Source organism: Mucilaginibacter sp. (genome assembly GCF_965225845.1).
Taxonomy (GTDB): Bacteria; Bacteroidota; Bacteroidia; order Sphingobacteriales; family Sphingobacteriaceae; genus Mucilaginibacter.
Map to the genome: position 1 here is coordinate 544,554 of NZ_CBDDBL010000001.1, position 24,191 is coordinate 568,744.

At 42.5% G+C, this 24,191-nt stretch carries 24 protein-coding genes; 14 read left to right on the forward strand and 10 right to left on the reverse strand.

Going from position 1 to position 24,191, the window contains the following annotated elements:
* Positions 1 to 294: 294 nt before the first annotated feature.
* Positions 295 to 423: a hypothetical protein gene (locus tag ACYZ0U_RS02570; RefSeq protein ID WP_461449490.1), complete on the reverse strand. Its 129-nt coding sequence runs from the start codon at positions 421 to 423 to the stop codon at positions 295 to 297.
* Positions 424 to 936: 513 nt separating this feature from the next.
* Between ACYZ0U_RS02570 and ACYZ0U_RS02575 the strand changes: the two genes are divergently transcribed.
* The 5 genes from ACYZ0U_RS02575 to ACYZ0U_RS02595 all read left to right on the forward strand — a co-directional run bounded on the left by ACYZ0U_RS02575 (position 937) and on the right by ACYZ0U_RS02595 (position 12,516).
* Positions 937 to 8,823, forward strand: a complete 7,887-nt coding sequence (locus ACYZ0U_RS02575; protein ID WP_461449492.1) for an Ig-like domain-containing protein — start codon at positions 937 to 939, stop codon at positions 8,821 to 8,823.
* 75 nt (positions 8,824 to 8,898) lie between these two features.
* Complete coding sequence (locus tag ACYZ0U_RS02580; protein WP_461449494.1) at positions 8,899 to 9,897, forward strand: PorP/SprF family type IX secretion system membrane protein; 999 nt, start codon at positions 8,899 to 8,901, stop codon at positions 9,895 to 9,897.
* Between the two features lie 44 nt (positions 9,898 to 9,941).
* Positions 9,942 to 11,903 (forward strand): OmpA family protein, encoded by a 1,962-nt coding sequence (locus ACYZ0U_RS02585; RefSeq protein WP_461449496.1) that lies wholly within the window; start codon positions 9,942 to 9,944, stop codon positions 11,901 to 11,903.
* A 2-nt stretch (positions 11,904 to 11,905) separates the two neighbouring features.
* Positions 11,906 to 12,184 (forward strand): hypothetical protein, encoded by a 279-nt coding sequence (locus tag ACYZ0U_RS02590; protein ID WP_461449498.1) that lies wholly within the window; start codon positions 11,906 to 11,908, stop codon positions 12,182 to 12,184.
* An 8-nt stretch (positions 12,185 to 12,192) separates the two neighbouring features.
* Positions 12,193 to 12,516 carry a hypothetical protein gene (locus ACYZ0U_RS02595; protein WP_461449500.1) on the forward strand — a complete coding sequence of 108 codons (324 nt, stop codon included), beginning with the start codon at positions 12,193 to 12,195 and terminating at the stop codon, positions 12,514 to 12,516.
* 50 nt (positions 12,517 to 12,566) lie between these two features.
* Here ACYZ0U_RS02595 and ACYZ0U_RS02600 read toward each other — a convergent pair whose 3' ends face one another.
* Positions 12,567 to 13,163, reverse strand: a complete 597-nt coding sequence (locus tag ACYZ0U_RS02600) for an FMN-dependent NADH-azoreductase (RefSeq protein WP_461449502.1) — start codon at positions 13,161 to 13,163, stop codon at positions 12,567 to 12,569.
* A gap of 113 nt (positions 13,164 to 13,276) precedes the next feature.
* Here ACYZ0U_RS02600 and ACYZ0U_RS02605 point away from each other — a divergent pair, with 113 nt between their 5' ends.
* A complete protein-coding gene (locus tag ACYZ0U_RS02605) occupies positions 13,277 to 13,654 on the forward strand; it encodes a winged helix-turn-helix transcriptional regulator (RefSeq protein WP_461449504.1) in 378 nt (125 codons plus the stop codon).
* Positions 13,655 to 13,709: 55 nt separating this feature from the next.
* Positions 13,710 to 14,240: a lipocalin family protein gene (locus ACYZ0U_RS02610; RefSeq protein WP_461449506.1), complete on the forward strand. Its 531-nt coding sequence runs from the start codon at positions 13,710 to 13,712 to the stop codon at positions 14,238 to 14,240.
* A 48-nt stretch (positions 14,241 to 14,288) separates the two neighbouring features.
* Here ACYZ0U_RS02610 and ACYZ0U_RS02615 read toward each other — a convergent pair whose 3' ends face one another.
* From ACYZ0U_RS02615 to ACYZ0U_RS02635, 5 genes are all read right to left on the reverse strand, one after another.
* Positions 14,289 to 14,861: a thioredoxin family protein gene (locus tag ACYZ0U_RS02615; RefSeq protein WP_461449508.1), complete on the reverse strand. Its 573-nt coding sequence runs from the start codon at positions 14,859 to 14,861 to the stop codon at positions 14,289 to 14,291.
* 138 nt (positions 14,862 to 14,999) lie between these two features.
* Positions 15,000 to 15,536, reverse strand: a complete 537-nt coding sequence (locus tag ACYZ0U_RS02620; protein WP_461449510.1) for a DUF892 family protein — start codon at positions 15,534 to 15,536, stop codon at positions 15,000 to 15,002.
* A gap of 103 nt (positions 15,537 to 15,639) precedes the next feature.
* Positions 15,640 to 16,002, reverse strand: coding sequence for a response regulator transcription factor (locus ACYZ0U_RS02625; RefSeq protein WP_461449512.1), 363 nt, complete (start codon positions 16,000 to 16,002; stop codon positions 15,640 to 15,642).
* 184 nt (positions 16,003 to 16,186) lie between these two features.
* Entirely contained in the window at positions 16,187 to 16,795 is a 609-nt protein-coding gene (locus ACYZ0U_RS02630; RefSeq protein ID WP_461449514.1) for a hypothetical protein, read from the reverse strand.
* Positions 16,792 to 17,130: a PadR family transcriptional regulator gene (locus tag ACYZ0U_RS02635; protein WP_461449516.1), complete on the reverse strand. Its 339-nt coding sequence runs from the start codon at positions 17,128 to 17,130 to the stop codon at positions 16,792 to 16,794. Before ACYZ0U_RS02635 ends, ACYZ0U_RS02630 begins: the two co-directional genes overlap by 4 nt.
* 191 nt (positions 17,131 to 17,321) lie before the next feature.
* On the opposite strand from ACYZ0U_RS02635, the gene ACYZ0U_RS02640 reads away from it, so the two are divergent.
* The 7 genes from ACYZ0U_RS02640 to ACYZ0U_RS02670 all read left to right on the forward strand — a co-directional run bounded on the left by ACYZ0U_RS02640 (position 17,322) and on the right by ACYZ0U_RS02670 (position 20,414).
* Complete coding sequence (locus tag ACYZ0U_RS02640; protein ID WP_461449518.1) at positions 17,322 to 17,621, forward strand: hypothetical protein; 300 nt, start codon at positions 17,322 to 17,324, stop codon at positions 17,619 to 17,621.
* 33 nt (positions 17,622 to 17,654) lie between these two features.
* A complete protein-coding gene (locus tag ACYZ0U_RS02645) occupies positions 17,655 to 18,056 on the forward strand; it encodes a hypothetical protein (protein WP_461449520.1) in 402 nt (133 codons plus the stop codon).
* 64 nt (positions 18,057 to 18,120) lie between these two features.
* Positions 18,121 to 18,270, forward strand: a complete 150-nt coding sequence (locus ACYZ0U_RS02650) for a hypothetical protein (RefSeq protein WP_461449522.1) — start codon at positions 18,121 to 18,123, stop codon at positions 18,268 to 18,270.
* Between the two features lie 98 nt (positions 18,271 to 18,368).
* On the forward strand, positions 18,369 to 18,542 hold the full coding sequence (locus ACYZ0U_RS02655; protein ID WP_461449524.1) for a hypothetical protein: 174 nt from the start codon (positions 18,369 to 18,371) through the stop codon (positions 18,540 to 18,542).
* Positions 18,543 to 18,714: 172 nt separating this feature from the next.
* Complete coding sequence (locus ACYZ0U_RS02660) at positions 18,715 to 19,149, forward strand: MarR family winged helix-turn-helix transcriptional regulator (protein ID WP_461449526.1); 435 nt, start codon at positions 18,715 to 18,717, stop codon at positions 19,147 to 19,149.
* 17 nt (positions 19,150 to 19,166) lie between these two features.
* Positions 19,167 to 19,622 (forward strand): organic hydroperoxide resistance protein, encoded by a 456-nt coding sequence (locus ACYZ0U_RS02665; RefSeq protein WP_461449528.1) that lies wholly within the window; start codon positions 19,167 to 19,169, stop codon positions 19,620 to 19,622.
* A 36-nt stretch (positions 19,623 to 19,658) separates the two neighbouring features.
* Positions 19,659 to 20,414, forward strand: coding sequence for an alpha/beta hydrolase (locus tag ACYZ0U_RS02670; RefSeq protein WP_461449530.1), 756 nt, complete (start codon positions 19,659 to 19,661; stop codon positions 20,412 to 20,414).
* Between the two features lie 58 nt (positions 20,415 to 20,472).
* On the opposite strand, the gene ACYZ0U_RS02675 is transcribed toward ACYZ0U_RS02670, so the two are convergent.
* The 3 genes from ACYZ0U_RS02675 to ACYZ0U_RS02685 form a co-directional block, all read right to left on the reverse strand.
* Positions 20,473 to 21,393 carry a helix-turn-helix domain-containing protein gene (locus ACYZ0U_RS02675; RefSeq protein ID WP_461449532.1) on the reverse strand — a complete coding sequence of 307 codons (921 nt, stop codon included), beginning with the start codon at positions 21,391 to 21,393 and terminating at the stop codon, positions 20,473 to 20,475.
* Positions 21,394 to 21,467: 74 nt separating this feature from the next.
* The gene (locus ACYZ0U_RS02680) at positions 21,468 to 22,316 is read right to left on the reverse strand and encodes an SDR family NAD(P)-dependent oxidoreductase (RefSeq protein WP_461449534.1); all 849 of its coding nucleotides are present in this window, start codon (positions 22,314 to 22,316) and stop codon (positions 21,468 to 21,470) included.
* A 130-nt stretch (positions 22,317 to 22,446) separates the two neighbouring features.
* Positions 22,447 to 23,958: a sensor histidine kinase gene (locus ACYZ0U_RS02685; RefSeq protein ID WP_461449536.1), complete on the reverse strand. Its 1,512-nt coding sequence runs from the start codon at positions 23,956 to 23,958 to the stop codon at positions 22,447 to 22,449.
* Between the last annotated feature and the right edge of the window lie 233 nt (positions 23,959 to 24,191).

Genomic DNA, 24,191 nt, shown 5'->3' on the forward strand with positions numbered 1-24,191 from the left:
GTAAAAGTACTTGATGGCAATGCTACAAAGGAAGCTGAAACAGGGAGTATTTTAACGCGAACAATACCAGCCCCGCTGTATTACGGCATGCTATTTTTGTAATGAGACTTACACGGTGCCCTTCAACAGTACGCGGACTAATAAAAAGCTTAATAACCCCACACAAATTGGTATAATAATAGATGCGGGCGTTATATAACTAATATAGTAAAGAAGGAAACCCATTAAGTATGATGTTTATGCGGCCTAAATATTGCCATTTAAGCAGAATAAATATAACATCTTAACAAATTATTATTGACTCAGGACGCTTGGTAGCGGGCAAAACGGTGGACAAACTGACGTAAGGTCAAAAACATTACTGCCGTCACCATCGCCTTCGCCATTGCCGTTTTGCAGGTAAACAATGTCTTTGTCATGCAAACAGGTACGAATAATAACTTAGCCGTTGCAGAATCACCGGCATCTTCAAGACCAATGTAAGCTCTAACGCCATATGCATTAGGATTGAACTTAAGGATGTTAACAAAGTTTATTATCGGCCCAAAAAATGACTGTGCTTTAAATGCTTGGTTTGACGCCTCAATGTACGCGCGCGCCAGTCTGCTGTTAATTCAATACTATGCCGACAGGAATTGTGCCATCGGGGCCATTGGATAGGTCTTGTGTATTCATGTAGTACTAATTGATAAGGTTAACTATTTATGACTATGAAGATACAAAACCTGTTTTAATAACGTTATTACTACAGCAATAAGTTTACAAGAAAATATTCCTTTTCATTACGATCTGTGGTGAATAAAATGAACGCGGTCCGTCAACTGTGAACAAGTGGCTGCCCTCGTGAATAACTGAACAAAGTGTTTTGATGATATGGTAAAAGTGCTGTTTAATTTTAGATGACTGAAATAGTTCATCTCACTTAAACAACTCATCATGAAAAGCTTTACCTGTGTGGCCAGGTACGTTCTGTTATTGTGCCTGCTACTATTTGCTACTTTAAATTCTAACGGTCAGCGTATATACGCCAGCAGCCAGGATAACGGCGCTACGGGCTTATTATGCGTGGGATGTACCGTAAATACACCCGGCAATGCCGCCGATGGTAATGTGGAAACTTATTCCACATTAAATGTTACAGTTGGCTTAGCTGCCGCTAGCTACCAGGAATTAATATTTGGAACAACGCCAGTTGCTGCAAATACTCCGGTAACCGTTAAGTTAGGTACTGGGAATAACCTGGTAAGCGCAACAGCGCTTGGCGGAATATCGCTGCAGGCTTACAATGGTACTACAGCTATCGGGCAACCGGTTTTGGCATCATCATTAATAAGCGCCGCAAGTAATAACGACCAGATTGAGCTTAGCATAACCCCTACCGCGGCATACGACCGTATAAGGGTGACACTAAACGGTGGGATACTTGGTGCGCTAAGCAGTATTTACCTTTACGAGGGTTTTTATAATGGCACAGCGGCTGGCGCCTGTAATTCACCAGTTGATGAGTTGCACGGTATATCATCAGGCTTGCTTAGTTTGGGCGCCGATGTTGGCGGGGTGCAAAATCCGCAGGCCGCTATTGATGGCAATTTAACAACGGCATCAACCTTAAATGCGGGTGTTGGTTTGGTGGGCGCTTATGCGCAACAAACTATAATTTACGAATCCCCGTCTATTCTTGGTGATTCCCTGCGGATCACCATGTCTGTTCCTCAATCTTTACTATCTGCCGGGGTATTATCAAATATAGCTTTATCAACATCTAACGGTGTAAACGGAACTGCCGTAACCTATTATTTAAACTCAAACTTACTCAATGTTCAATTATTAGGTATAGTTGGGGGATATCAAAATTTTACGGTTACTTATGTCCCCTCAAATATCTTCGACCGCGTTCAGGTAACGCTGGGCGGAGGTATTGCCAATGTATTATCCACGCTGAACTTATACGAGGCACAAAAGTTTGATCCTGGTCCGGTTATAAAGTTCAACAATGTTGTAACAAATTCAGCATCAATATGTAACGGTAGCTCTGCTACATTAACTGCCGTTGCGCAGCCTAATACAACCTTTTTATGGTATACAACTACAACAGGCGGTTCGCCAATATTTACCGGCAGCAGCTTTACAACACCGGCATTAACCGCAAGTAGTACCTATTATGTAGCAGCCATGCGCGCCGGTTGTACAGATCAATCTGAACGTACTGCGGTAACAGTAACCGTAAATACTATACCTGCTAACCCGGTTGTTACTAATGCGGCGGTTACTGTTTGTCCGGGTCAGCCCGCAACCTTTACCGCGCAGGCGGTAACAGGCGTAACCATAAACTGGTTTACCGCGGCAAGCGGTGGAACAGCAATTGCTACAGGCAATAACTTTACCACACCCGCCTTAACCGCTACTACCAGTTATTATGCCGAAGCGCAATCCGGCGGTACATGTGTAAGTCCGGGCCGTACCATGGTTACTGCAACTGTTAGTACATTGCCTGCTGCTCCAACAATTACCGCACCTAATGATACTATTTGCGCTAATAATGCAGCTGTATTTAACATAGCGGCACCTGTTGCCGGGCTTACCTATAATTGGTATAGCACAGCAACCGGCGGTACATCATTATATACCGGCAATACTTTTACAACACCAGTTCTGTCTACTACAACCAGTTATTATGCAGAGGCGGATAACGCCACAGGTTGCCAAAGCAGCACACGTAGCGTAGCTACTGCAGTAGTCGCGCCTACACCTGCCAACCCAATATTAGCTGCTAATAACGCAACTATAAGTGCCGGGCAAACTGCCACTGTTACGGTAACCAATGCGCAAACAGGGGTTACTTACAATTGGTACACATCAGCAACAGCAGCATCACCTGTTTATACAGGTACATCATTTACCACACCTGCACTTTTTACCAGCACTACTTATTATGTAGCGGGGGTTAATGCATCGGGTTGCCAGTCTGCCGATAGAACAGCTATTGCCATAAATGTTACAATTAATAATAACACACCTTGCGCGTTTGCCAATAATCAAACCAGCAGTGTTAATAACCTTTGCATTGGATGCGGTATAACCAATAATGCACTTGCTGTTGATGCCGATACTACAACAGCTTCAACTATTAGTGTACTTGCGGGATTGGTTGGTGGCTCAGCATCGCAACAATTAATATTTCAACAACCGGGCTACGCCGGCGATACCGTTAAATTGGAATTGGGCTCGCCGGCTAATTTGTTAACTGCAGGTGTGGCTGCCAATATCACCATAGCGCTATATAATGGAGCAACCCTGGTTTCAAGCTACCCTTTAAGCAGCAACTTAATTACAGTAAGCCTGTTATCAGCCAGTAGCCGCTATGCAGTATACATTCCGGCGACAGGTGCTTATGACCGTGTGCAGGTAACGTTAAACTCAGGAGTCGCGGGGTTGATAAATTCTCTGAATGTTTATTATGCCGTTCAGGAATATCCTAAACCGGTGTTTAGCCCAGCCAGTCCCGAAATTTGCAGCGGCAGTTCTGCGGTAATTAATATCTCCTCGCCAACAAACGGCACATTCCAGTATTATAACGCGCCAATAGGCGGTACATTGGTTAGTACAGGCAGCAGCTTTACCACGCCGGCCTTAACGTCAAATACCACTTACTATGTTGCTTACACCCGCGGAGCTTGTACAAGCACAGTGCGCTATCCGGTAACAATTTTGGTAGATACCCCGCCTGCCGCACCTGTTGTTAACCCAACAAGTGCGAGCATTTACAGCGGACAAACAGCAACTTTTACAGCTACTGCGCCCGTTAATGCTACAGTAAACTGGTATACAGCCGCAACAGGCGGAACACCTGTATTTACAGGAAATACGTTTACTACGCCTGCTTTAACTGCCAATACCAGTTATTATGCCGAATCGGCATTAGGAAGCTGTGTATCAACCACCAGGACACCTGCTAATGTGCAGGTTCAGCCAAATGTTGTGCCAAATGTAATGATAACCCCGTCAACACAAACGGTTAACTCTGGAACTACCGCTACTTTAACCGCATCATCAACAACATCGGGTACCGTATTTAACTGGTTTACTACACCAACGGGCGGCACCAGTATTTATACAGGGGCAACCTTTACTACGCCATCCATTTTTGCTGATACTACTTATTATGCCCAGGCCACTGTTACGGCTACCGGAACAGTGTCTGCAACCAGGGCTGCCGGTGTGGTCGATGTAGCCTCATCGGTAATAAACCCAACGCCATGTGATGCCGCCATTGCTGAAACACCGGCGACAAGCGGTTTAGCCTGTATAGGTTGCGCGGTAAATAACGAAGCTGCCGCTGTAGATAACGATCGTAACACATTCTCGCAATTGGATGTACCTGTAGGATTGGTGAATGCTTACGCGCAACAAACCTTGCGTTTTGCAAATACAGGTATAGCCGGTGATTCGGTAATTGTTGAGTTAGGCGTTCCGGGATCGCTTGCCAGTGTTGGCGTATTATCAGGTATAAGCCTGGCCACTTATAATGGCACCACTTATAATAATGATATGACCAGCCTGAACACCAATCTAATATCGGTTACACTGCTGAATGGAACTACCCGTTTCAGGTATGCGTTTGTAGCGACTGCGCCATTCGACAGGTTGCAGATCAGGCTTGGATCTACTGTAGGTGTGTTAAGTTTATTGAATATTTATGATGCTTATGAGGAAGTTGCAGCGCCTGTTGTGAGCACCGCGAGTGTAAACTCCTGCCAGGGGGCTCAAGCTACCCTTACTGCAACAGCATCTGCGGATGCAACCGTAAGGTGGTACAGTACCGCCACAGGCGGAACGCCGCTTTATACAGGCAACACCTTCAATACCCCGGCGTTAACAGCTACAACCACTTATTATGCCGAAGCCAGCCGCACCGCGGACGGCTGTACACAAGCCATACGGACACCTGCAACAGTAAATGTATTGCCAACACCTGCCGCACCTGTGGTAGCAGCGCCAAACCAAACCATTTGTTCAGGCTCTGCGGCAACATTTGCAGCAACGCCGGTTACCGGAATCACATTTAACTGGTATGCAGCAGCAACCGGTGGCACGCCGGTATTTACCGGTAACTCATTTACCACTCCTGCCTTAACAGCGTCAACTACTTATTATGTTGAGGCAGATAACGCGGGTTCATGCCCCAGCGCAACACGTACCGTGGTTAATGCCAATGTAACTACCACGCCATCTACACCAACCGTTGCGCAGGAACCTGTTCAAACCTGTTCTGGTTCATCGGCTGTGCTTACCGCTATGTCGGCACAATCAGGCGTTACGTTTAACTGGTATACAATGCCAACCGGCGGTACACCAATATATACAGGTGCGCAGTTTACAACACCGGCACTTACCGCCAACACATCATATTATGTTGAGGCAGCCAATGGCACTTGTGTAAGCGCTTCCCGGGCCGAAGATGATGTTATTGTAAACCCTATCCCTTCAAACCCTGTTGTAACTGTTACTCCTTCCGGAGGGCAAGTATCATCAGGCCAAACGGCTACGTTGTCCGCAACATCAGCTACTGCAGGTGTAACGTATAATTGGTACACCACAGCCACAGGTGGTACGCCAGTATATACAGGGGCAACCTTTGTTACACCTGCTTTATTTTCAACCGCTACGTATTACGCCGAAGCGCAATTGCCTGCCACAGGTTGTGTAAGTGCTCAGCGTACTGCAGTAACTATTACGGTTAACACTGTTTTCAATACAACGTGCGATTTTGCATCATCACAAACCAACACCACCAGCGGTGTACTTTGCGTGGGTTGCGGCGTTACCAATCCAAACAACGCTGTTGATGCTGATACTACTACCTACTCAACATTAAATGTGCCGGTAGCATTATTAAGCGCTTCTACTTCGCAAGCATTAATTTTTAGTGACCCGGGCATAGTGGGGGATACCGTTGTGATCAGGATGAGGATCCCGGCTACAATACTATCTTCCGCAATATTGGGGAACATCCAGATACAATCATTTAATGGTGCTACCGCCAACAATGACGCGACAACATTAACCAGTAATGCTATCCTGGTGCTATCCGGCAATAATGATGTACTTGTAAAGTTTGTTCCGGGTGCGGCTTACAATGCCGTACAAGTTACTTTGGTTAATAATACACTCAGCGCATTTAACTCTCTTGATATATTTTATGCCACCAAACAGGTTGGCATTCCGGTACTTGCCGCTTCAACCGTAAATATTTGCTCCGGTGGCACAGCAACATTTACAGTAACTAATGCACGTACCGGCGTAACCGATAACTGGTATAACAGCGGCGGTACATTGGTTTACACCGGTGCAAGTTTTACCACCGGCCCAATCACTGCAACTACTACCTATTATGTACAAAGCAGCCGTACCGCTACTGGTTGCGTTAACCCCAATAAGGTTGCGGCAACGGTAAATGTTACACCTTCGCCGGTGCCACCTACTTTGGCTCAAAACGCGGTACAGATATGCGCGGGTAGTACGGTTACATTATCGGTAACTAATGGCGCAGGTTATACTGTAAATTGGTATGATGCCGCTAACGGCGGTAACCTTTTATTCACCGGGGCTAACTTTCCGGTTACACCGCTAATAACCGCTACTTATTATGCGGAGCTTACTAATGGAACTTGTACAAGCCCATCAAGAGGGATAGCTACAGTAACCATTAACCCTTTACCTCTGCAGCCAGGTGTACAATCAAATAATATCACTGTATGCACAGGTAGCCCGGCGACTATAACAGTAACCAGTCCGCAGGCAGGGGTTACTTATAATTATTATGCAGCTGCCACCGGAGGTGCTGTTTTAAGCAATGGCACCAGTTATACCACGCCACCTGTTACACAAAATACAACTTATTATATTGAAGCTGCAAATACTTCAACAGGCTGTATCAATAATGGGGGCAGAACAGCGGTAAATATTGATGTAACAAGCCCTGTTGCAGCGCCAACATTGAGTGCAACAAGCACACAGGTATGTAGCGGGGGCAGTGTATCCATAAATATTGATAATCCTGTTGCCGGCATAACTTATAACTGGTATACAGCAGCAACAGGTGGTACGCTGATATTCACAGGAACAACGTTTACCGCGAATAACGTTACGGCCAATGCAAGTTATTTTGTTGAGGCGGCAAACAGCACCGGTTGCACAAGCCCAACACGAACAGAAACAGATATTATGGTAACCCCTGTTCCAACACCTCCGCAAGTGCAAACTTTAGCGGGCGGTACAGGCGTTTGCTCAGGTTCTTCGGCAACATTAACTATTGTTAACCCACAGGTTGGTAATACCTACTGGTGGTTTGATTCTGCCGCCGGAGGAACATTGTTGTATGTGGGTACAGAATATGTAACCCCGCCAATAACTGCCACAACAACGTATTATGTAGCAGCATCTACCGCGGGCGATTGTAATCCATCGGCACGTACGGCAGTCACTATCAATGTAAACCCATTGCCGCAAGATCCGGTGTTGGTTAATAACTCCGTATCGGTATGCTCCGGCAGCCCCGCTACTTTTGTAGTAAGCAATCCACAGGCGGGTGTAAGTTATAACTGGTATGATTCACCTGCTGAAACCAATTTGTTATTTACGGGTACAACTTACATAACCGGGCCAATAACCAACACCACTAACTTTTATGTATCTGCCGTAAATGGCAGCGGATGCAGCAGCACAAACCTGGCAATGGGCCAGGCAACGGTAACACCGCCGCCGGCTGCGCCTGCCATATCAAATACAGGCACCATACAAACATGTGCAGGCACATCGGTTACTTTGGGTATTGCAAACCCGCAGGCCGGCTATACTTATAACTGGTATACAGCAGCAACGGGCGGTTCTTCTGTTTATACCGGGACAAGCTTTACAACCCCGGCATTAGCATCAGGTACTACTTATTATGTTGATGCAACAAATACTACGGGTTGTACTTCAAGTTCAAGAACACCGGTAAGTATTATCGTAACCAATGCGCCCGCGGCGCCGGTTGTAAGTAACAACACACCAATTTGTCCGGGTACAAATATTACACTTACGGCAACAAGCATCGACCCAAATGCAACCATAACCTGGTATTCAACAGCAACAGGTAGCACTGCTTTGGCAACCGGCAGCAGCTTTACGACACCGTTATTAGTTAATAATACCACTTACTACGCGGAGGCTACAGATGCAAGCAGTGGTTGTATATCAACATCACGAACCGCGGTGCCTGTGGTTATTTTACAGCAATTGGCAGCACCCGTGGTAATAGTGGGTAACACTACAATATCAACAGTAAGGTTTGAATGGAGCGCAGTACAGGGAGCCACAAGTTACCAGGTAAGTGTTGATGGCGGAACCACATTTTTTGACCCGGGCAATAGTGAGCCAACCTATACAATTTCAGGGCTTGATCCGGGACAAAGTGTTACGCTGGTAGTACGCGCTTTAGGTAATTCGGGTTGTGAGCTCAGTGCCAATTCAAATATAGCTACAGGTACAGCGCAAAACCCGATAGCCGACTACATTTTTGTGCCTAACGCCTTTACACCTAACGGCGATGGTAAAAATGATATTGAATATGTGTACGGTACGAGCATCAAGAGCCTGAACTTTTATGTATATAATCAATGGGGAGAAATGATCTTTAAATCCAACAGCCAGGCAAGCGGTTGGGATGGTACTTATAAAGGCACCAATCAGCCTGTAGGTGTATACGTATACTATGCCGAAGCTGTAATGAATGATGGATCCAAAGTAATGAAGAAGGGGACAATCACACTGCTGCGATGATCAAATCATCGTAGCAACCCGGTGGGGTATTCAAATTCCTTAAACAATTCATTAACTATAAAAAGACATTTCAACATGAAAAAGATTATAACCACTATAGCTATATTATTACAAATTATAATAGTTAGCCAGGTAAAAGCGCAGATAGATCCGCACTTTTCACAATATTATGCATACCCGCTATTCTTAAACCCTGCTTTAACCGGTGTAATGAACGGCGATACCCGTGTAACTGCAAATTTTAAAGATCAATATGCTACGGTAAACAACGCGTATGAAACCGGGGCTTTGTCGGCAGATGTACGGCCTAACGACCGGATGGGCGTAGGCATAAATTTTTTAGATCAATCGGCTGGTACGGCAGGATACAATTATTTCACAGCATATGGGTCGTTTAGCTATAACATTGCAGTATCAAATGACGGTACACAGAAAATAAACTTCGGCGTGCAGGCAGGTTTGATCAACAGGAGTTTTGATCCAAGCAAGTTACAATTAGGCGATCAGTTTAACCCGGGGCTTGGTTATGATCCGAATATGCCAAGCAATGAGAATTTTTCTAACAGCAGCTCAACCGTGTTTGATGCCGGTGCAGGAATATTTTACTACGACGGTGACCCAATGCATACTGCCAACCCGTTTTTAGGAGTTAGCGCAGCCCACCTTAACCGGCCAACAGATCCGTTTGCTTTTGCTGATAATGATGCCAAATTGCCTATCCGGTATATTATACACGGCGGTGTAAGGCTAAAACTTGGCGATGCGGTCGATCTAACCCCGCACTTTATTTATATCAGGCAACAACAGGCAGAAGAAAAGGCAGTCGGGGGTTATTCAGAGTTTAAATTGCCTAATAATAACGGGTTGATATTGGGTGCCATGTACCGTTTTCAAGATGCTGCCATAGCCAATGTGGGCTACCATTTTGACAATTACATAGTAGGCGCAAGTTATGATTTTAACACATCGCAACTTAATACGGCTACTGCCGGGCAGGGTGGTTTAGAGCTATCGATAAGTTATGTGTTTCATAAACGAATACAGGAGCCTGAACCTATTTGCCCAAGATTGTAACCCGAATTATGAATTACCTGATAACAGGAAAAATTTAAACAGCAATGAAAACGATCATATCACTAAATATAATACTCATCGCCACCCTGAGTGCATTTGGGCAGGCGCCGGTTAACACCAGGTTGTTAGCTGATAAGGCTTTTGCTAATAAGGATTATTACGAAGCCGCTTATTATTATAAGCAAACAGCAACAGGCCTTAATTTATTACCCCAATCATTAATACCATTCCGGGGCGATGAAACAACCAGGAAAACAAAGCCCGAAACTTCGGATTACATCAGTTACCAGCTTGCCGAATCATACCGGTTGTATGAAAATTACCTGGAGGCGGAGCCCTGGTATTATAAAGTTGTTAGTGGCGGCAACCTAACCAAATATCCGCTCGCAAGGCTTTGGTATGGCATATGCCTGCGCGCTAATCAGCATTTTGATGAAGCCATTAAACAATTGCAGCTTTATATCGCGCAAAACCCTGCTCAATCTAAATACTCCGATATGGCCTACGAGGAACTGCGCAACTGCCAGTTTGCTAAGCAGGCATACCTGTACCCGGCTTTATTGGATGTTAATATGATGAACGGGAAAATAAACATTGACGGATCAGATTATGCACCGGTAATGACCAATGGCATGCGTTATTTCACGTCGTCAAGAATGATAAAAAATGATAAACGCCATTTAAACAGGATCTATACTTTGCCAACAGATGCAAATGCGGTTCCGCAGATGGTAACTTTTAGCAACACCGACGACAAAAAAGAAGTAGAATACGGTACACCAACTATTGACCCTACAGGCAAAAGGATGTATATGACCCGCTGGTACAAAACAGGAAGCAAAACTATTCATGCCATTTATTTGAGCAGGCTTTCGGAAACTACCGGATGGGGTGCACCTGTTAAATTAGGTTCCAATATCAATGTGGAGGGCTTTCAATCTATCCAGCCATTTATAACTGCTGATGGCAAGCGACTGTTTTTTGTATCGACCAAGCCCGGTGGTGTGGGCGGCGATGACATTTGGGTAAGTGACCTTGATGCTGACGGCTTACCGGTAAACTCGCGAAACCTTGGCCCAACGGTTAACACCCCGCAAGACGAAGAAGCGCCATATTATGATATGGTTGAAAAAAAACTGATCTACAGTTCAAAGGGATTTACCGGACTGGGCGGCTTTGACTTTTTTGTGACCTATGAAAATATGGGCCAATGGAGCACGCCTAAAAATATGGGTTACCCAATGAATTCAGCTAAAGATGACCTTTATTATTTACCCGATAATAATGACCGCAGGATAGCCTATGTAAGCTCGGACAGGGAATCGGACTGTTGCCTTAACCTGTTTACCGTAGTTGACCATAAGTATGTGCTGAAGGGCTTAGTAACAGATTGTGATACGCATATAGCTTTAGCGGGTGTTAAAGTAAGTTTTGTTGATTCTTTAACTAAGGAAACTATCAATCAGCAGGAGTCTGGTACAAATGGCGTGTATACATTCAGCGTAACCAACAAGCGCCCATATTCCATGGTATTGGAGAAGAAGGGGTATTTCACAAAAATACTTCCTGTTCCTGCATCAGGTAGCATGAAGTCAGATACACTGGTTAACCCTGATATTTGCTTACAGGCCTTTGTGGTAAATAAGCCGATTGTTATTAAAAATGTGTTGTATGATTATGCGAAATCAACCTTAAGGCCCGAATCAGAAACAGTTTTAGATCAGGTTATTAAAATATTGCAGGATAACCCAACCATTAAGATAGAGCTAAGTGCACATACCGACTCAATAGGCAGTGATGCTTATAACCTGAAACTTTCGCAGGATAGGGCGCAGTCATGCGTTGATTATATGATATCTAAAGGTATTCCCGAAACCAGGATATTCGCTAAAGGCTACGGAAAATCAAGGCCAATTGCGTCAAACTCCTTGCCAAACGGCAAGGATAACCCGGACGGCAGGCAACTGAACAGGCGTACAGAATTTACAGTATTAAAGGTTGAATAATAATGAAAACTTTAGCACAGGCTATTTGGCCGCTGCAAAACACGAATAGTTGTTTTTTTATCATACTGCTAGTGGCTTTTACCGCTGGCCTGCATGGGTTGATCGTGCTTTATAAGCTAAAAACCCGCGAAAAAGATATAAAAATGAATGACAGGCTTCTGCTGGCCATATTTAATGTAGTAATAAGCCTTGCATCTATTTGCGTGGTGCTGGTTATGATGCAGGTTAACGCCAATTATGTCATTAAACACGCAGGAGAATTATTTGCACAAATAAAATAATTAAAGATATGGAACAAGTTATATCATTAAACAGGCCTCTTTTAAAATCAAGAGGAATGTCTACACATCACATTGAAATATTTGAATTGATATTAGCCGGAAAATCAAATAAAGAGATTAACCAGATGATGGGCTATTCGGAGCGTTCGCATGCAGGGATAGACCATTCGCGAAAAGTGATGTACAAGTTGCTGGCGATGGAAGGATTATGCCGGAAGGATCATGAAAAACAGGTTGCAGGCCCGCGCGAGTACCGCTTTTGGTGGAAGAATATATTATTAAAACATATGGAATTTTTGATGGCCTCCGTAATAAAGCCGGAGTATTATTAAACAAATAAAGCTGGTATTTACCGGCTTTATTTGTTTTTAAAGAAGGAATATTAAACCTCGATGCTTTCAATAGCTTTTGCTAATGCAGCTTCTTGTTTATCAGGGACAGATAAGCCTTCAGCACGTAAAATTGTAGTATTTGTCATGCCTAAAAAGCCGAATACGCCTTTAAGGTATGGTGTTGCAAAATCATAAGGGGCATATGGCCCTTCTGAGTAAACCCCGCCTGAGGCAATTGCAAAATAAACTTTTTTGCCCTTAACCAGGCCTTCTGGTCCGTTAGCAGTGTAATGGAATGTTACACCTGCACGGCAGATATGATCGATCCATGCTTTTAATGCAGAAGGGATGCTGAAATTGTAGAAAGGAACATCAACAACAATAGCATCTGCATCCTGAAGCTCAGCGATGGCAATGTTTGAATGTTTGATAGCTGCTGCCTGCTCTGGTGAGTGGTTTTCAGCAGGAGTGAAAAACGAGCTTAAATGAACCTCTTCCAAATGCGGGAAAGGATGTTTAACCACATCACGGGTGGTAACGGTGCTACCCGGGTATTTAGCCTCTAATTTTTCAACAACGGCATTGCCAAGCTTTAAGCTGAAAGAAGCATCGCCTTTAGCGCTCGAAATAATGTGTAATATTTTCATTTGTTTTAGTTTTTTAAATCCTCATGCAAAACTATGTATCTTTGCTATACAAAATATAGTACTATCCCAAAGGATACCGCTATGCATCTGTATAGTGACAAATAACAGACAAAATGATAAAAGGTGAAGGACATAACCCGGACACCTGCCGGGGACCGATAAATTCCGTTAAAGACGCGCTTTATGTATTAAGCGGCAAGTGGAAATTGCTTTTGATGGTTGCTTTGGCAGAAGGCCCAATGCGGTTTAAGGATATACAACGATCATTAGTGGATATTACTCCTAAAATGCTTTCGAAAGAGTTACGTGAACTGGAGTTGAATGACATGATTGAACGTAAAGTTTTTAATACCGTACCGGTAACGATAACTTATGAGTTAACGGACTACAGCGATACCGTGCAGCCTGTAATTGAGGCCTTAAAAACCTGGGGCGAACAACACCGCGAACGTTTGGTAAAGAGCAGGCGGACAGAAACCGTCGAAGTTTAACATAATTTTACAATTTTAACTCAAACAAAAATTCATTCAGGAATATTATTCTTGTATGAAAAAGGAGAAGTGGTTAATTGCGCTGGCTGCCGGAGCAGGCATAGCAGCAGTAGTTTATAAATTATTATCGAAGAATATTCCAGACAACGCGGTGGCTGTTGAGCCGTTCGACATGAACCGTTATTTAGGAAAATGGTACGAAATAGCGCGCCTGCCAAATAGTATCGAAAAAGATATTAACCACCTTACCGAAGAATATTCATCAAATAATAACGGCAGCTTTAAAGTAATTACCAAAGGATATAATACCCAGAAGGGCGAGTGGAAGGAATTATCAGGCACCATTAAATTTGCCGACCGTAAAGGTGTAGGCATGCTGAAGGTATCTTATTTCAGGCCTTTTTATGCTTCCTATAATGTACTGGATATTGATCCGCATTACAAGTATGCGCTGGTTTCAGGCAGCGGTTTGGATTACCTGTGGATACTGTCCAGGGAAACTACGATACCGGATGACATTAAAAGAGAGTTTTTAGCGCGAGCCAGGGCTATCGGGTTTGATATAGAAAAACTGGAATGGGTGTAGAAAGCGCATTTTTTAATTTCTGCCCGGCACTTTCACAACATTGATATTTTAAATTGAAGGTTTATTAACACTTTTCAAAATTATAGCAAGTAATTCAGCCTGAAAGCTTACGCCTTTATCTTCGTTATACCATTTTTGTAAGGCTATTTTCTTTTGCGCGTAATCAACATGCATTTCGGATAGTTTGTCATATAACAGTTGACAACCGATAGGTCTCGGCCCCCAAACTGCAACAATATCTCCTTCTTGTGCTATAATTAGCTTAGGTATGGCTTTGCCTCCCCTCGTCAGGTATTGATCTATCAAAAACGGCTCGTCATCCCTTAATTGATAATCTATAGCTATTAATGGATTATATTTAACAAGCATGTTTATAAACGGAAGCGTATGGGCCGCATCTCCGCACCAATGTTCAGTAATAACTGTCCAGGATTGTTTTTTATTGATGTTTTGTATAGCAGCTACTAATTCAGGATTCAGCACCCCCGTTTTAAACCAACGCTCCTGCCTCGACCAGTTTAACCGGGTATAATTTATATAATCGGCATCATCATAAGGCTTTTCGGGAGCCGGACTGGTCAAAATTTCAAGAAACTTTTGTTTGTAAGTTTCAAAATTCATAATTATCAGGGGTTGATCAAATATATTTAAACTTAGCTCTAATATACCTTAACTGGTGTATTAGAGCTAAGTTTAAATGTATACTCAAGCAGGATATTAAGAATAGCCCGGAGTTTGCGCTACAATTGATTTATAAAGTTAATCTTTAGTTGAAGTTACATATTTTGATGCAATCAACAATACCAGGGTACGGTCAGCTTTTGCTTCATCATAGTTTTCTTTTAGCAATTGCCTCACCTGTTTGTTTTTCAGTTTAACTGCAGCCATTTGTAGTATCTGGAATGAGGCCATCTCCATACTTTCAATATTGTGCATATAAAACGCAATGGAAAGGTCACGCATTTCAGGTTCTGATTGGTGTAGCTGAATATCTGCAAAGGCATCGTCTACCAACCCAATAAGGCCGCTGCTATTAGCCTCGTTAGTTTCGGCATCCAACAGGGCATAGATTAATTCCATCCTGGCCATTTGTTTTTCAACATCCTCAACCGTCTCCCCGATCGCATGGCGCAGATCAATAAAATGCGCTTCATTAGCTATTAAAGGTAAGCGTGTAACAAGGTGCATTTTAGCCGCATAAATTTTATCCAAATGCCTCACAAAAAATGTTTTTAGCTTCTCTGAACCTAAATTGATTTTTTGCCCCGGCCGGGAATCATTGGGTTTGTCGCTCATGGGTACATTTTAATGTACTAATGTAAACACTTTGGCTGAAATCCCGGGTTAAATTTCAATTATAAATTGAAGAAGTGATAATAAAGAAATAAACCTTAATAAACTATTTGAGATGCGATTTAACCTGCATTACAATATCAATAATATCAAATGGTTTTGGTATAAAGGTGTCTGCACCACATTCATTAGCCAATATGGCCAGATCAGATTCGCCGGAAACCAGGATGACGGGAGGCGCTTTTTCTTTGTATTGTGATTTAATTTCTGCACAGATCTCTGCGCCGTTTTTGGCGCTGGCTGCAATGCGAACGTCAAGAAGGATCATATCGGGGTGGATCACATGAATATGTTCAGCAGCGTCGCCGGTATTGGATAGTACAACCTCATATCCTTCTTCCTGGAACACCACATTTAGTATTTCAAGAATATCTTCATCGTCGTCAATTACAAGTATTCTTTTGGCCATACCCATTCTGTTTGCAAACTAAAAGCAAATTTCATTCCGAGTATATGCAAATAATCATTTTTAAGCGAATAAAAATTTCTTCATCATTAGATGACAACCCCTGTGTTTATAATTTAGTGAATAAAATACAACTGTTTGATATTAAATACATCAAACTTATAAAAAAAATATAAATACTATAGCTTTATGATTCAAAATGATCTCTCATTAACTTAATGATCGGATTAATCCAAAACACGATCAGCCAAATTATGCCAATAATGGCACTGGTGCTCAAAAATATCAGGTTAAGTTTATGGTGAAGGATGAGCTCGGATACGGTTTGGAATGCTGAAAACAAAAAAATAAAGCCCAAAACCTGTTTGGTTTTGTTGGAATACTCAACCAGGTTGTACAATAAGATCATAGGTAACAAGCCAAAGCCGATCAATCTTCTGCCAATGATGGTCACCATTCTGAACCCGGGAATATGATGGATTTTCATGTAGATTCCGGCAAGGAATATCGCGAAGAATACTAGCCCGATAATCAATAGGAAGATCTTTCCTAAAAATTTGGGGTAACCTTTTAAACTGCCTGCATTATTGTTTATGTTAACAAGGTCATTTGGTTTTATATCGGCTTTAGCGAGGTGAAACGCCGCGTCAAAATCGTAGCCCTGGTCTAAGTAAAGTTCTGTAACGATGCATAGATGATCGGCCATTTCCGCCTGTACTTGCCCATCAGTTACACCAATGCCGTGCAAATAAATCAGAATGTGCTCATGTTCATCATCGTATACTTCTCTTTTCATGTATTGGGTAAACTAAAATCTATCACTTCGTTAAGTGATTTTATGAATGAGGTAAGCTCGGCAATTTTAGCGGCAGCTACATCCGCGCCGCTTTTTGTTAATTTATAATATATCCTTGGCCTTTTTCCCGTCATTATGGTTTCGGTTGCTAAAACACCGGTAGCCTCCATTTTATGTAATGATGAATATAATGCGCCTTCGCTTATTATTATTTTATCGCCGGTTAAAGCTTTAACTTTTTGTGTGATCTCGTAGCCATACATCTTTTCGGTTTCAGATAACAGTTTTAAAATGATTATCTCTATCGTTCCCTTCAACAGCTCTTTTGAATACATGTTTTTTTAAACAAATATATATTCAAAATGTTGAAATGCCTTTTAATAAGATGTATTTATTATTTTTTTAAACCATTTATAAAAAATATAGTTTAACATTTAAATACATTGTTATAAGATGTATTTAAATAATTTGTTATGTACATATGATATAATATGTGCCTGAAAGTTTAAACGAAATATTTAATTCTATGAAAAAGTTTGCAAAAGTACTGTTAGCTACAGCGGTAATTGGTTTAACCGGATTAACCGCAAAGGCTCAAATTATTGTTAGGATACACCCGGCAAGGCCGGCAGTTGTTGTTGCCCGCCCGGTAGCGCCAGGCCCGGGTGCTGTTTGGGTTGATGAAGATTGGGCGCCAAGAAACGGAACATACGCCTGGCATGGCGGTTACTGGGCAGTGCCACCACACCCTGGTGCATTCTATGTTCGCGGACATTGGAGGGAAACACGCAGGGGCTCTATCTGGATTCCCGGCCACTGGAGATAATCAATAAATAAGCGCAGCAGTGAAAATAATTTAATGAGAAATATAATAAAGAAAGGAAAAGTGATGAAACAAATGTTTTTAATGTGTGCGCTTATTTCTATTTTAAATATAGCATGCGCAAACCAAAAGATCCCCAAAACACCGGAGCAGCGAGCTGCTAAAAAGACAGAGGTCTTGGCGAAAAAGTTAAATCTTTCGGCAAACCAAGCTATCAAAGTAAGGCGGATAATGCTTAGCCAGGCTATCAGGATTGATAGTTTAAAGAACAACCGGCAACCGACACGGAGGGCAAACCGTTTGGCACACCGTAATATTTTAGCGCAAACCGATGAGCGGATGTATACTGTGCTCAATCCGGAACAAAAAAAGGATTATACTAATTGGGTTGAGAAAAGGCGCGAAAGAAGGCAGGCTAAAAAACAGAATGCGGGTTAATCGGTTGTATGTAATTAATTAAGAGTGAATTAACCAAATAAAATAAATCTAATATCTATTAAAAATGAAAACAATCAAGCATTTGCTGTTACTTATGGTAATCGCATTCAGCATCAGTTCATGTGTAGTTAGGCGCGGACCAGGATGGGTACCGGGACACTATGATGTAGGCCCTAACGGTGGCAGGCATTGGGTACCCGGCCACTATAATTAATTGCCAGCGTAATTTATGGCATCCATTTTGAAAGGCTAAATTAAAATTGGTCATGAGTATTGCTTCATGACGTATTGTTCAATTAAAACATTAAAAAAATGAAATATCTAAAATTGATGATATTGGTTATAATAACCATCTTCACGTTTGGAAGTGCCCAGGCACAAGTATCAGTACGAATTGGCGGAGGCCCATATTACTGGCATCACCGCCACTGGCACCATAGGTCGCCTTATTATTGGCACCACCACAGATACTATCGTTACTATTAAATAAAGGCCCCTTTTAAAGGGGCTTTTTTTATGCTAAAGCTTTGCAACATCATCATTGCTGTGCGAAGGCGTTATCACCGGGTTTTTCAATTGTAATGAAATTGTCAACTAAATATATATTGTATACAATTAAATTGTATACAATATATATTTGTTGCATCAATAATAGTAAATGGATTATTTAAAGTTAGAAAATCAGGCCTGTTTTCCGGTATATGCCTTATCAAGAGTGTTAACTGCTCACTACAAGCCCATTTTAGAGGAGATCGATTTAACTTATCCCCAATATTTAGTGATGCTGGTGTTGTGGGAGCATCAACAGCTATCGGTAAAAGAGATAGGCGAGAAGCTGCTGCTTGATTCAGGCACTTTAACCCCGCTTTTGAAAAAGCTGGAAGCCAGGAAACTCGTCAACCGCACCAGAAGCATGGCAGATGAGCGCATACTGATGATCAGTCTTACCAAAGATGGCGCAGCTTTAAAAGAGAAGGCGGTATCAATTCCTGAATCATTTAAATGCAGCCTGGGTTTATCAATGGACGAAATGATATCGCTGCATAATACCATAACCACCATACTGGAAAGAACTAAACAAATTAATAAATAAAATAAAAAACAAATATCATGTCAGTAAAAGCAATTTACACAGCAATAGCAACCGCAACAGGCGGCAGAAATGGTCACGTAGCAACATCAGACAAAGTGCTTGACCTTGAAGTAAGAATGCCAAAAGAATTAGGTGGTGCCGGTGGTGCCTATACCAACCCGGAGCAGTTATTTGCTGCAGGTTACTCAGCTTGTTTTGATAGCGCACTTAACCACGTTATTAAAAACGAAAAGGCAACAACAGGCGTTACTGCTGTAAGGGTGCATGTTGGTATCGGTTCAAACAATGCCGGCGGTTTTGCATTGGTAGTTACCTTAGAGGCCAACGTGCCTGATGTTGACCAGGAAACAGCAAACGCTTTGGTTGAGAAAGCTCACCAGGTTTGCCCGTATTCTAACGCTACAAGGGGTAATGTTGAAGTATCGCTTACCACAACCGTATTAAGCGCTGAAGAATTCGCAGCTAAAAATTAATTAAAAACATCAACAAACATAAAATATCACAACAAAATGAAAACTTTAAAAATGCTCGCAATACTGTTGGTTATTCTAACAGGCACTTTAAACTTACGCGCCCAAAGCGCTAAACCAACCATTATTTTTGTTCACGGTATCTGGGCCGATGGTACTTCTTTTGCTGCGCAGATAGAGGCATTACAAGCTAAAGGTTACCCGGTTGAATCAGTTCAAAACCCGATCACCTCATTAGCTGATGATGTTGCTGCAACTAAACGCGCAATTGCAAGGGCAAAGGGTAACGTAATCCTGGTGGGCCACTCATGGGGTGGTTTCGTGATCACCCAGGCTGGTAATGATCCTAAAGTGGTAGGCTTGGTATATGTAGCGGCATTCGCGCCTGATTTGGGCGAAAGCGTACCAACATTATCGGCAAATGGCCCTGCCGGTACATTGCAAAACTATTTTGAATTACAGGATGGCTTCATATTTTTATCAAGAGCAGGCGTGGGGACTGTATTTGCACAGGATTTGAGCGCTAAGCAGCAGGATGAGATCTATGCTACACAAACGCCGGCATCACAAACTGTATTTGGCGATAAAAGCGGCGAGCCAGCCTGGAAAACCAAAGCAAGCTGGTATATCGTAGCTAAAAATGACGGCGCGATAAGCCCGGTATTGGAACGCTTTATGGCTAAAAGGGCTAACGCCAAAACAACCGAGATAGCATCAAGCCACGTAGCGATGATCTCTCACCCTAAAGAGGTGTTAGCAGTTATTGAAGACGCGGCTAATACAGCAATTAAATAAAGATCGAATTTAATTTGTAGACTTAAAGGCGACTGTCGTGAAAATGATAGTCGCCTTTTTAATTAAACGTCCGCCTGAACTCCAATGGCGAAAGATTAGTCTTGGTTTTGAATAGCTTATTGAATGACTGTGGATGCTCAAAGCCCAACTCATAAGCAATTTCGCTAACAGATAAGCTGCTGGTAGATAGTTTCACCTTCGCTTTATCAATTAGTTTGGCGTGGATGTGTTGCTGCGCGCTTTGCCCGGTTAGTGACCGCAGCATATCGCTTAAATAGCTCGGCGAGATATTTAAATGGTCCGAAAGATATTGAACTGTGGGAATACCCTGGCTTAATGATCTTTCGCTATTGAAATAGTTATCTAATATGTCTTCCAGCTTTTGTAACAGATCATTATTTACCGCTTTGCGGGTAATAAACTGGCGCTTGTAAAAACGATTGGCGTAATTCAGTAAAAGTTCAATTTGGGCGATGATCACATCCTGGCTAAAATCATCAATGCGGCTGTTAAGCTCATCCTCAATAATCTTGAAGATGGAAATAATGGTTTCTTTTTCCTTGTCCGATAGATGTAATGCCTCATTGGCGGAGTAAGAAAAGAAACCATATTGTTTGATCTTTTTTGCAAGTGGATAACTCAATAAAAAATCAGGGTGTATCAGTAAGGTATATTGCGAGCAGTCGCGGGTTTCTTCCGGATTACCGCCGATAACCTGGTTTGGGGCAGCGAATAACAAACCGCCTTCATCAAAATCATAATAATCTTGTCCGTATTTTAGCCTGCCGCTCAGTTTTAATTTGTAGGATATTTTGTAGAACCGCAGCACGTGAGAACCGGACGGGCGCCTTAGCTCAATGCCGGTATTGGCGCCGTTTACCAGTGTAATTAAGGGGTGCTGTGGTTTAGGCAAGCCAAAAGCTTTGTGTATCTCCGACAGGGAGTCAAACGTATGGTCGACCGCTTCTTCCTTTTTCATTTCGAAATGATTTGCTGCAATTATAACCGATAATATTTTCAATTACCGGTTATAATTAATTCTTTACCAATAGATTACTTTGCTTCTCCCTGCGCCGAGCTTGATACAGCTTCCCATTCTTCCCAGGTGGCCAAACGCTCGGCATAGGCGGTACGCACCCATGGTAAATTATGGCTGCCCAGGTTAAAACGCAACGGCGGGTTGTCAGAATCCACCATTTTAAACAACGCTTCGGGGGTAGCGTTGGGGTCACCCCGTTCCGATCCTCTTAAGCGAGCGAAAAACTGGTTCTTGAAATCTTCATAAACATCAAGTCCTGCCGCGAATTTCAATGATTCCTGGCTGCCGAATTCTGTTGCATAAGCACCCGGCTCAATGATGGTTACTTTAATGCCGAAGTCTTTAACTTCAGTAGCCAAACTTTCGTGGATTGCTTCGAATGCCCATTTGGATGAGCAATAATAGCCGATAACCGGCAACGTTACGTGGCCGAGCCCGCTGGATGTGCCAAGAATATGTCCATATCCTTGCGCACGCAACAATGGCAGCGCTGCCTGTATAACAGCAACCGGGCCTAAAATATTTGTTTCGTAAAGTGCGCGGATCTCCTCCGGATTAGCTTCCTCAATAGTACCGACAAGCGAATAACCCGCATTGTTCAGCACAATATTCAGCCTGCCAAAATGCGCGTGCGCTTGCTCAACAGCCGATTTTACCTGTTCAGGGTTTGTAACATCTAGGGCTAAGGTCAGCACGTTATCGCCGTACTTTTCTTTGAGGTCGGCAATGCTTTCCAGCTTGCGCGCGGTTGCGGCAACTTTATCGCCACATTTAAGTGCAGCATCAGCCCAAACACGACCAAAGCCACGCGAAGCGCCGGTAATGAACCAAATTTTATTTTCTTGTGAATTTTGTTGTGTCATGATCTGAATGTTTTTAATGAACAAGACAAAGATGAAGCGATACCACATGCAGAATGTAGCCTAATTGAGGGAATAATTAGCCAAAATGAGAAAAACGCATTAATCGTATTTTTGGTGGCTTAGCGGCAGGCTAAAGGAAAACGTGCTTCCTTGTCCGGGTTCGCTTGTGATAGAGAATGCCCCCCGGTGATTTTTTGATGATCTCGGACGCGATGAACAAACCCAGGCCAACGCCTTGAAAATTCATAGCTACCTTACTCACCCGGTAAAACCGCTGAAATAATTGGTCTATATCTCCCTTAGCTATTCCGATCCCAAAATCCTGCACATCAACCACCAGATTATTGGCTTCACGACTGGTTCTTACGATCACTTTATCTGCATCAGGCGAATATTTGATAGCGTTATTAAGCAAGTTGATCAATACTTGTTCAATCCTGAATTGGTCGCCGGTATAATACAGGTCGATAGCGTTTTCGAGTACGATTTCATGTTTGGGTGTAGTTAGCTGAACACTAATAATGCTATTGGTCAATGCATCCGAAAAATTAAATGCGGCAATGTTCAGGTCAATCTGCCCTGAATTGATCTTAGTTACGTCCAGCAGGTCTTCAATCAGTTTTTCCAGCCGTTTGATGCTATTGCCGGCGTTAACAATAAAAGGATAAATATTATCCGACTTGCTAGTTTTCTGGATCATCAACTGATTGATCGCTTTTATGTTGGTTAAAGGAGTTTTAAATTCATGGCTAACCACGTTAAAAAATTCATCCTTTTTAGCTTCAGCGGCAGCGCGTCTGTCCTTTTCTTGTTTTTGTATTACTACCTCGCGATTAGCAATAATTAACTCAGCTGCGCGTTTTCCACGTTCTTCATCCTGAAAATCGAGTTCCTTTAAGGCGTACAGCAACTCTTCGGCACGCTTTTCCTTTTCGCTATCCTGAAAATTTAACTCAATGTTGGCAATTATGAGTTCGGCGGCAAGCTTGCCTTTTTCCTTGTTTTGAAAAAGCAGCTCTTTATTGGCAATGATTAGCTCATCGGCACGTTTTTCCTTCTCTTCATTCTGAAAAAGTAATTCTTTGTTGGCTATGATCAGTTCTGCGGCACGGTTTTCCTTTTCCCGGTTTTGAAATATCAATTCGCTATTAGCTAAGATCAACTCGGCAGCACGATCCTCTCGCGCCCTGTTTTGTGCATCCAGCTGTGTATAAGCAATCACCAGTTCGGCAGCGCGTTTTTCTTTTTCTGAATTTTGAAAGCGCAGTTCTTTATTAGCAATGATGAGTTCAGCAGCGCGTTTTGCCTTTTCTTCATTCTGATGATCAAGTTCTTTATTAGCAATTGCCAACTCCATGGCCCGCTTCAGTTTTTCTTCGTGCTGAAACTCCAGTTCAATATTTGCAATGATCAGTTCGGCTGCCCTTTTTCCTTTTTCCTTATTCTGCAGATCAAGTTCAATATTGGCCTGCTCCAATTCTGCGGCGAGTTTAACTTTATCGCGATTAGCAATCATTAACAGTTCTGTTAAATTATCGGCTTTCATAATTTTTTGATCGGAAAATATTTTTTGATTTTCAATTGGCGCCAATTGGGCGTAGAAGAATGAGCTTTGTATATGATGTATATTTATATAACTCATCAGATACGTTTTTGTGTTTTATTCTAATTTTATAAATAATTTAACACCGCGTAATCTATTATAATTTTGAGCGCCAATAGTTTCGGGGAAGCTAAGGATTAAAATCGGATAGTGGGTTTTATTTATATAGGACGATTTTGACCTCTGAAAAATTAAAAAAAGTTGAAATAGCTTTATTTAAGCTGTCGGGATACGGGTTGATCCCAGGGTTTTAAAAGGTAACCCCTATTAGT

Coding starts and splice junctions, on each gene's coding strand:
- ACYZ0U_RS02670 (WP_461449530.1), top strand. CDS start 19,659: ATGAAAACTTTAAAAATGCTCGCAATACTGTTGGTTATTCTAACAGGC.
- ACYZ0U_RS02650 (WP_461449522.1), top strand. CDS start 18,121: ATGAAAACAATCAAGCATTTGCTGTTACTTATGGTAATCGCATTCAGC.
- ACYZ0U_RS02605 (WP_461449504.1), top strand. CDS start 13,277: ATGATAAAAGGTGAAGGACATAACCCGGACACCTGCCGGGGACCGATA.
- ACYZ0U_RS02655 (WP_461449524.1), top strand. CDS start 18,369: ATGAAATATCTAAAATTGATGATATTGGTTATAATAACCATCTTCACG.
- ACYZ0U_RS02680 (WP_461449534.1), bottom strand. CDS start 22,316: ATGACACAACAAAATTCACAAGAAAATAAAATTTGGTTCATTACCGGC.
- ACYZ0U_RS02620 (WP_461449510.1), bottom strand. CDS start 15,536: ATGAGCGACAAACCCAATGATTCCCGGCCGGGGCAAAAAATCAATTTA.
- ACYZ0U_RS02665 (WP_461449528.1), top strand. CDS start 19,167: ATGTCAGTAAAAGCAATTTACACAGCAATAGCAACCGCAACAGGCGGC.
- ACYZ0U_RS02580 (WP_461449494.1), top strand. CDS start 8,899: ATGAAAAAGATTATAACCACTATAGCTATATTATTACAAATTATAATA.
- ACYZ0U_RS02685 (WP_461449536.1), bottom strand. CDS start 23,958: ATGAGTTATATAAATATACATCATATACAAAGCTCATTCTTCTACGCC.
- ACYZ0U_RS02645 (WP_461449520.1), top strand. CDS start 17,655: ATGAGAAATATAATAAAGAAAGGAAAAGTGATGAAACAAATGTTTTTA.
- ACYZ0U_RS02615 (WP_461449508.1), bottom strand. CDS start 14,861: ATGAATTTTGAAACTTACAAACAAAAGTTTCTTGAAATTTTGACCAGT.
- ACYZ0U_RS02585 (WP_461449496.1), top strand. CDS start 9,942: ATGAAAACGATCATATCACTAAATATAATACTCATCGCCACCCTGAGT.
- ACYZ0U_RS02590 (WP_461449498.1), top strand. CDS start 11,906: ATGAAAACTTTAGCACAGGCTATTTGGCCGCTGCAAAACACGAATAGT.
- ACYZ0U_RS02625 (WP_461449512.1), bottom strand. CDS start 16,002: ATGGCCAAAAGAATACTTGTAATTGACGACGATGAAGATATTCTTGAA.
- ACYZ0U_RS02675 (WP_461449532.1), bottom strand. CDS start 21,393: ATGAAAAAGGAAGAAGCGGTCGACCATACGTTTGACTCCCTGTCGGAG.
- ACYZ0U_RS02600 (WP_461449502.1), bottom strand. CDS start 13,163: ATGAAAATATTACACATTATTTCGAGCGCTAAAGGCGATGCTTCTTTC.
- ACYZ0U_RS02575 (WP_461449492.1), top strand. CDS start 937: ATGAAAAGCTTTACCTGTGTGGCCAGGTACGTTCTGTTATTGTGCCTG.
- ACYZ0U_RS02595 (WP_461449500.1), top strand. CDS start 12,193: ATGGAACAAGTTATATCATTAAACAGGCCTCTTTTAAAATCAAGAGGA.
- ACYZ0U_RS02635 (WP_461449516.1), bottom strand. CDS start 17,130: ATGTATTCAAAAGAGCTGTTGAAGGGAACGATAGAGATAATCATTTTA.
- ACYZ0U_RS02660 (WP_461449526.1), top strand. CDS start 18,715: ATGGATTATTTAAAGTTAGAAAATCAGGCCTGTTTTCCGGTATATGCC.
- ACYZ0U_RS02640 (WP_461449518.1), top strand. CDS start 17,322: ATGAAAAAGTTTGCAAAAGTACTGTTAGCTACAGCGGTAATTGGTTTA.
- ACYZ0U_RS02630 (WP_461449514.1), bottom strand. CDS start 16,795: ATGAAAAGAGAAGTATACGATGATGAACATGAGCACATTCTGATTTAT.
- ACYZ0U_RS02610 (WP_461449506.1), top strand. CDS start 13,710: ATGAAAAAGGAGAAGTGGTTAATTGCGCTGGCTGCCGGAGCAGGCATA.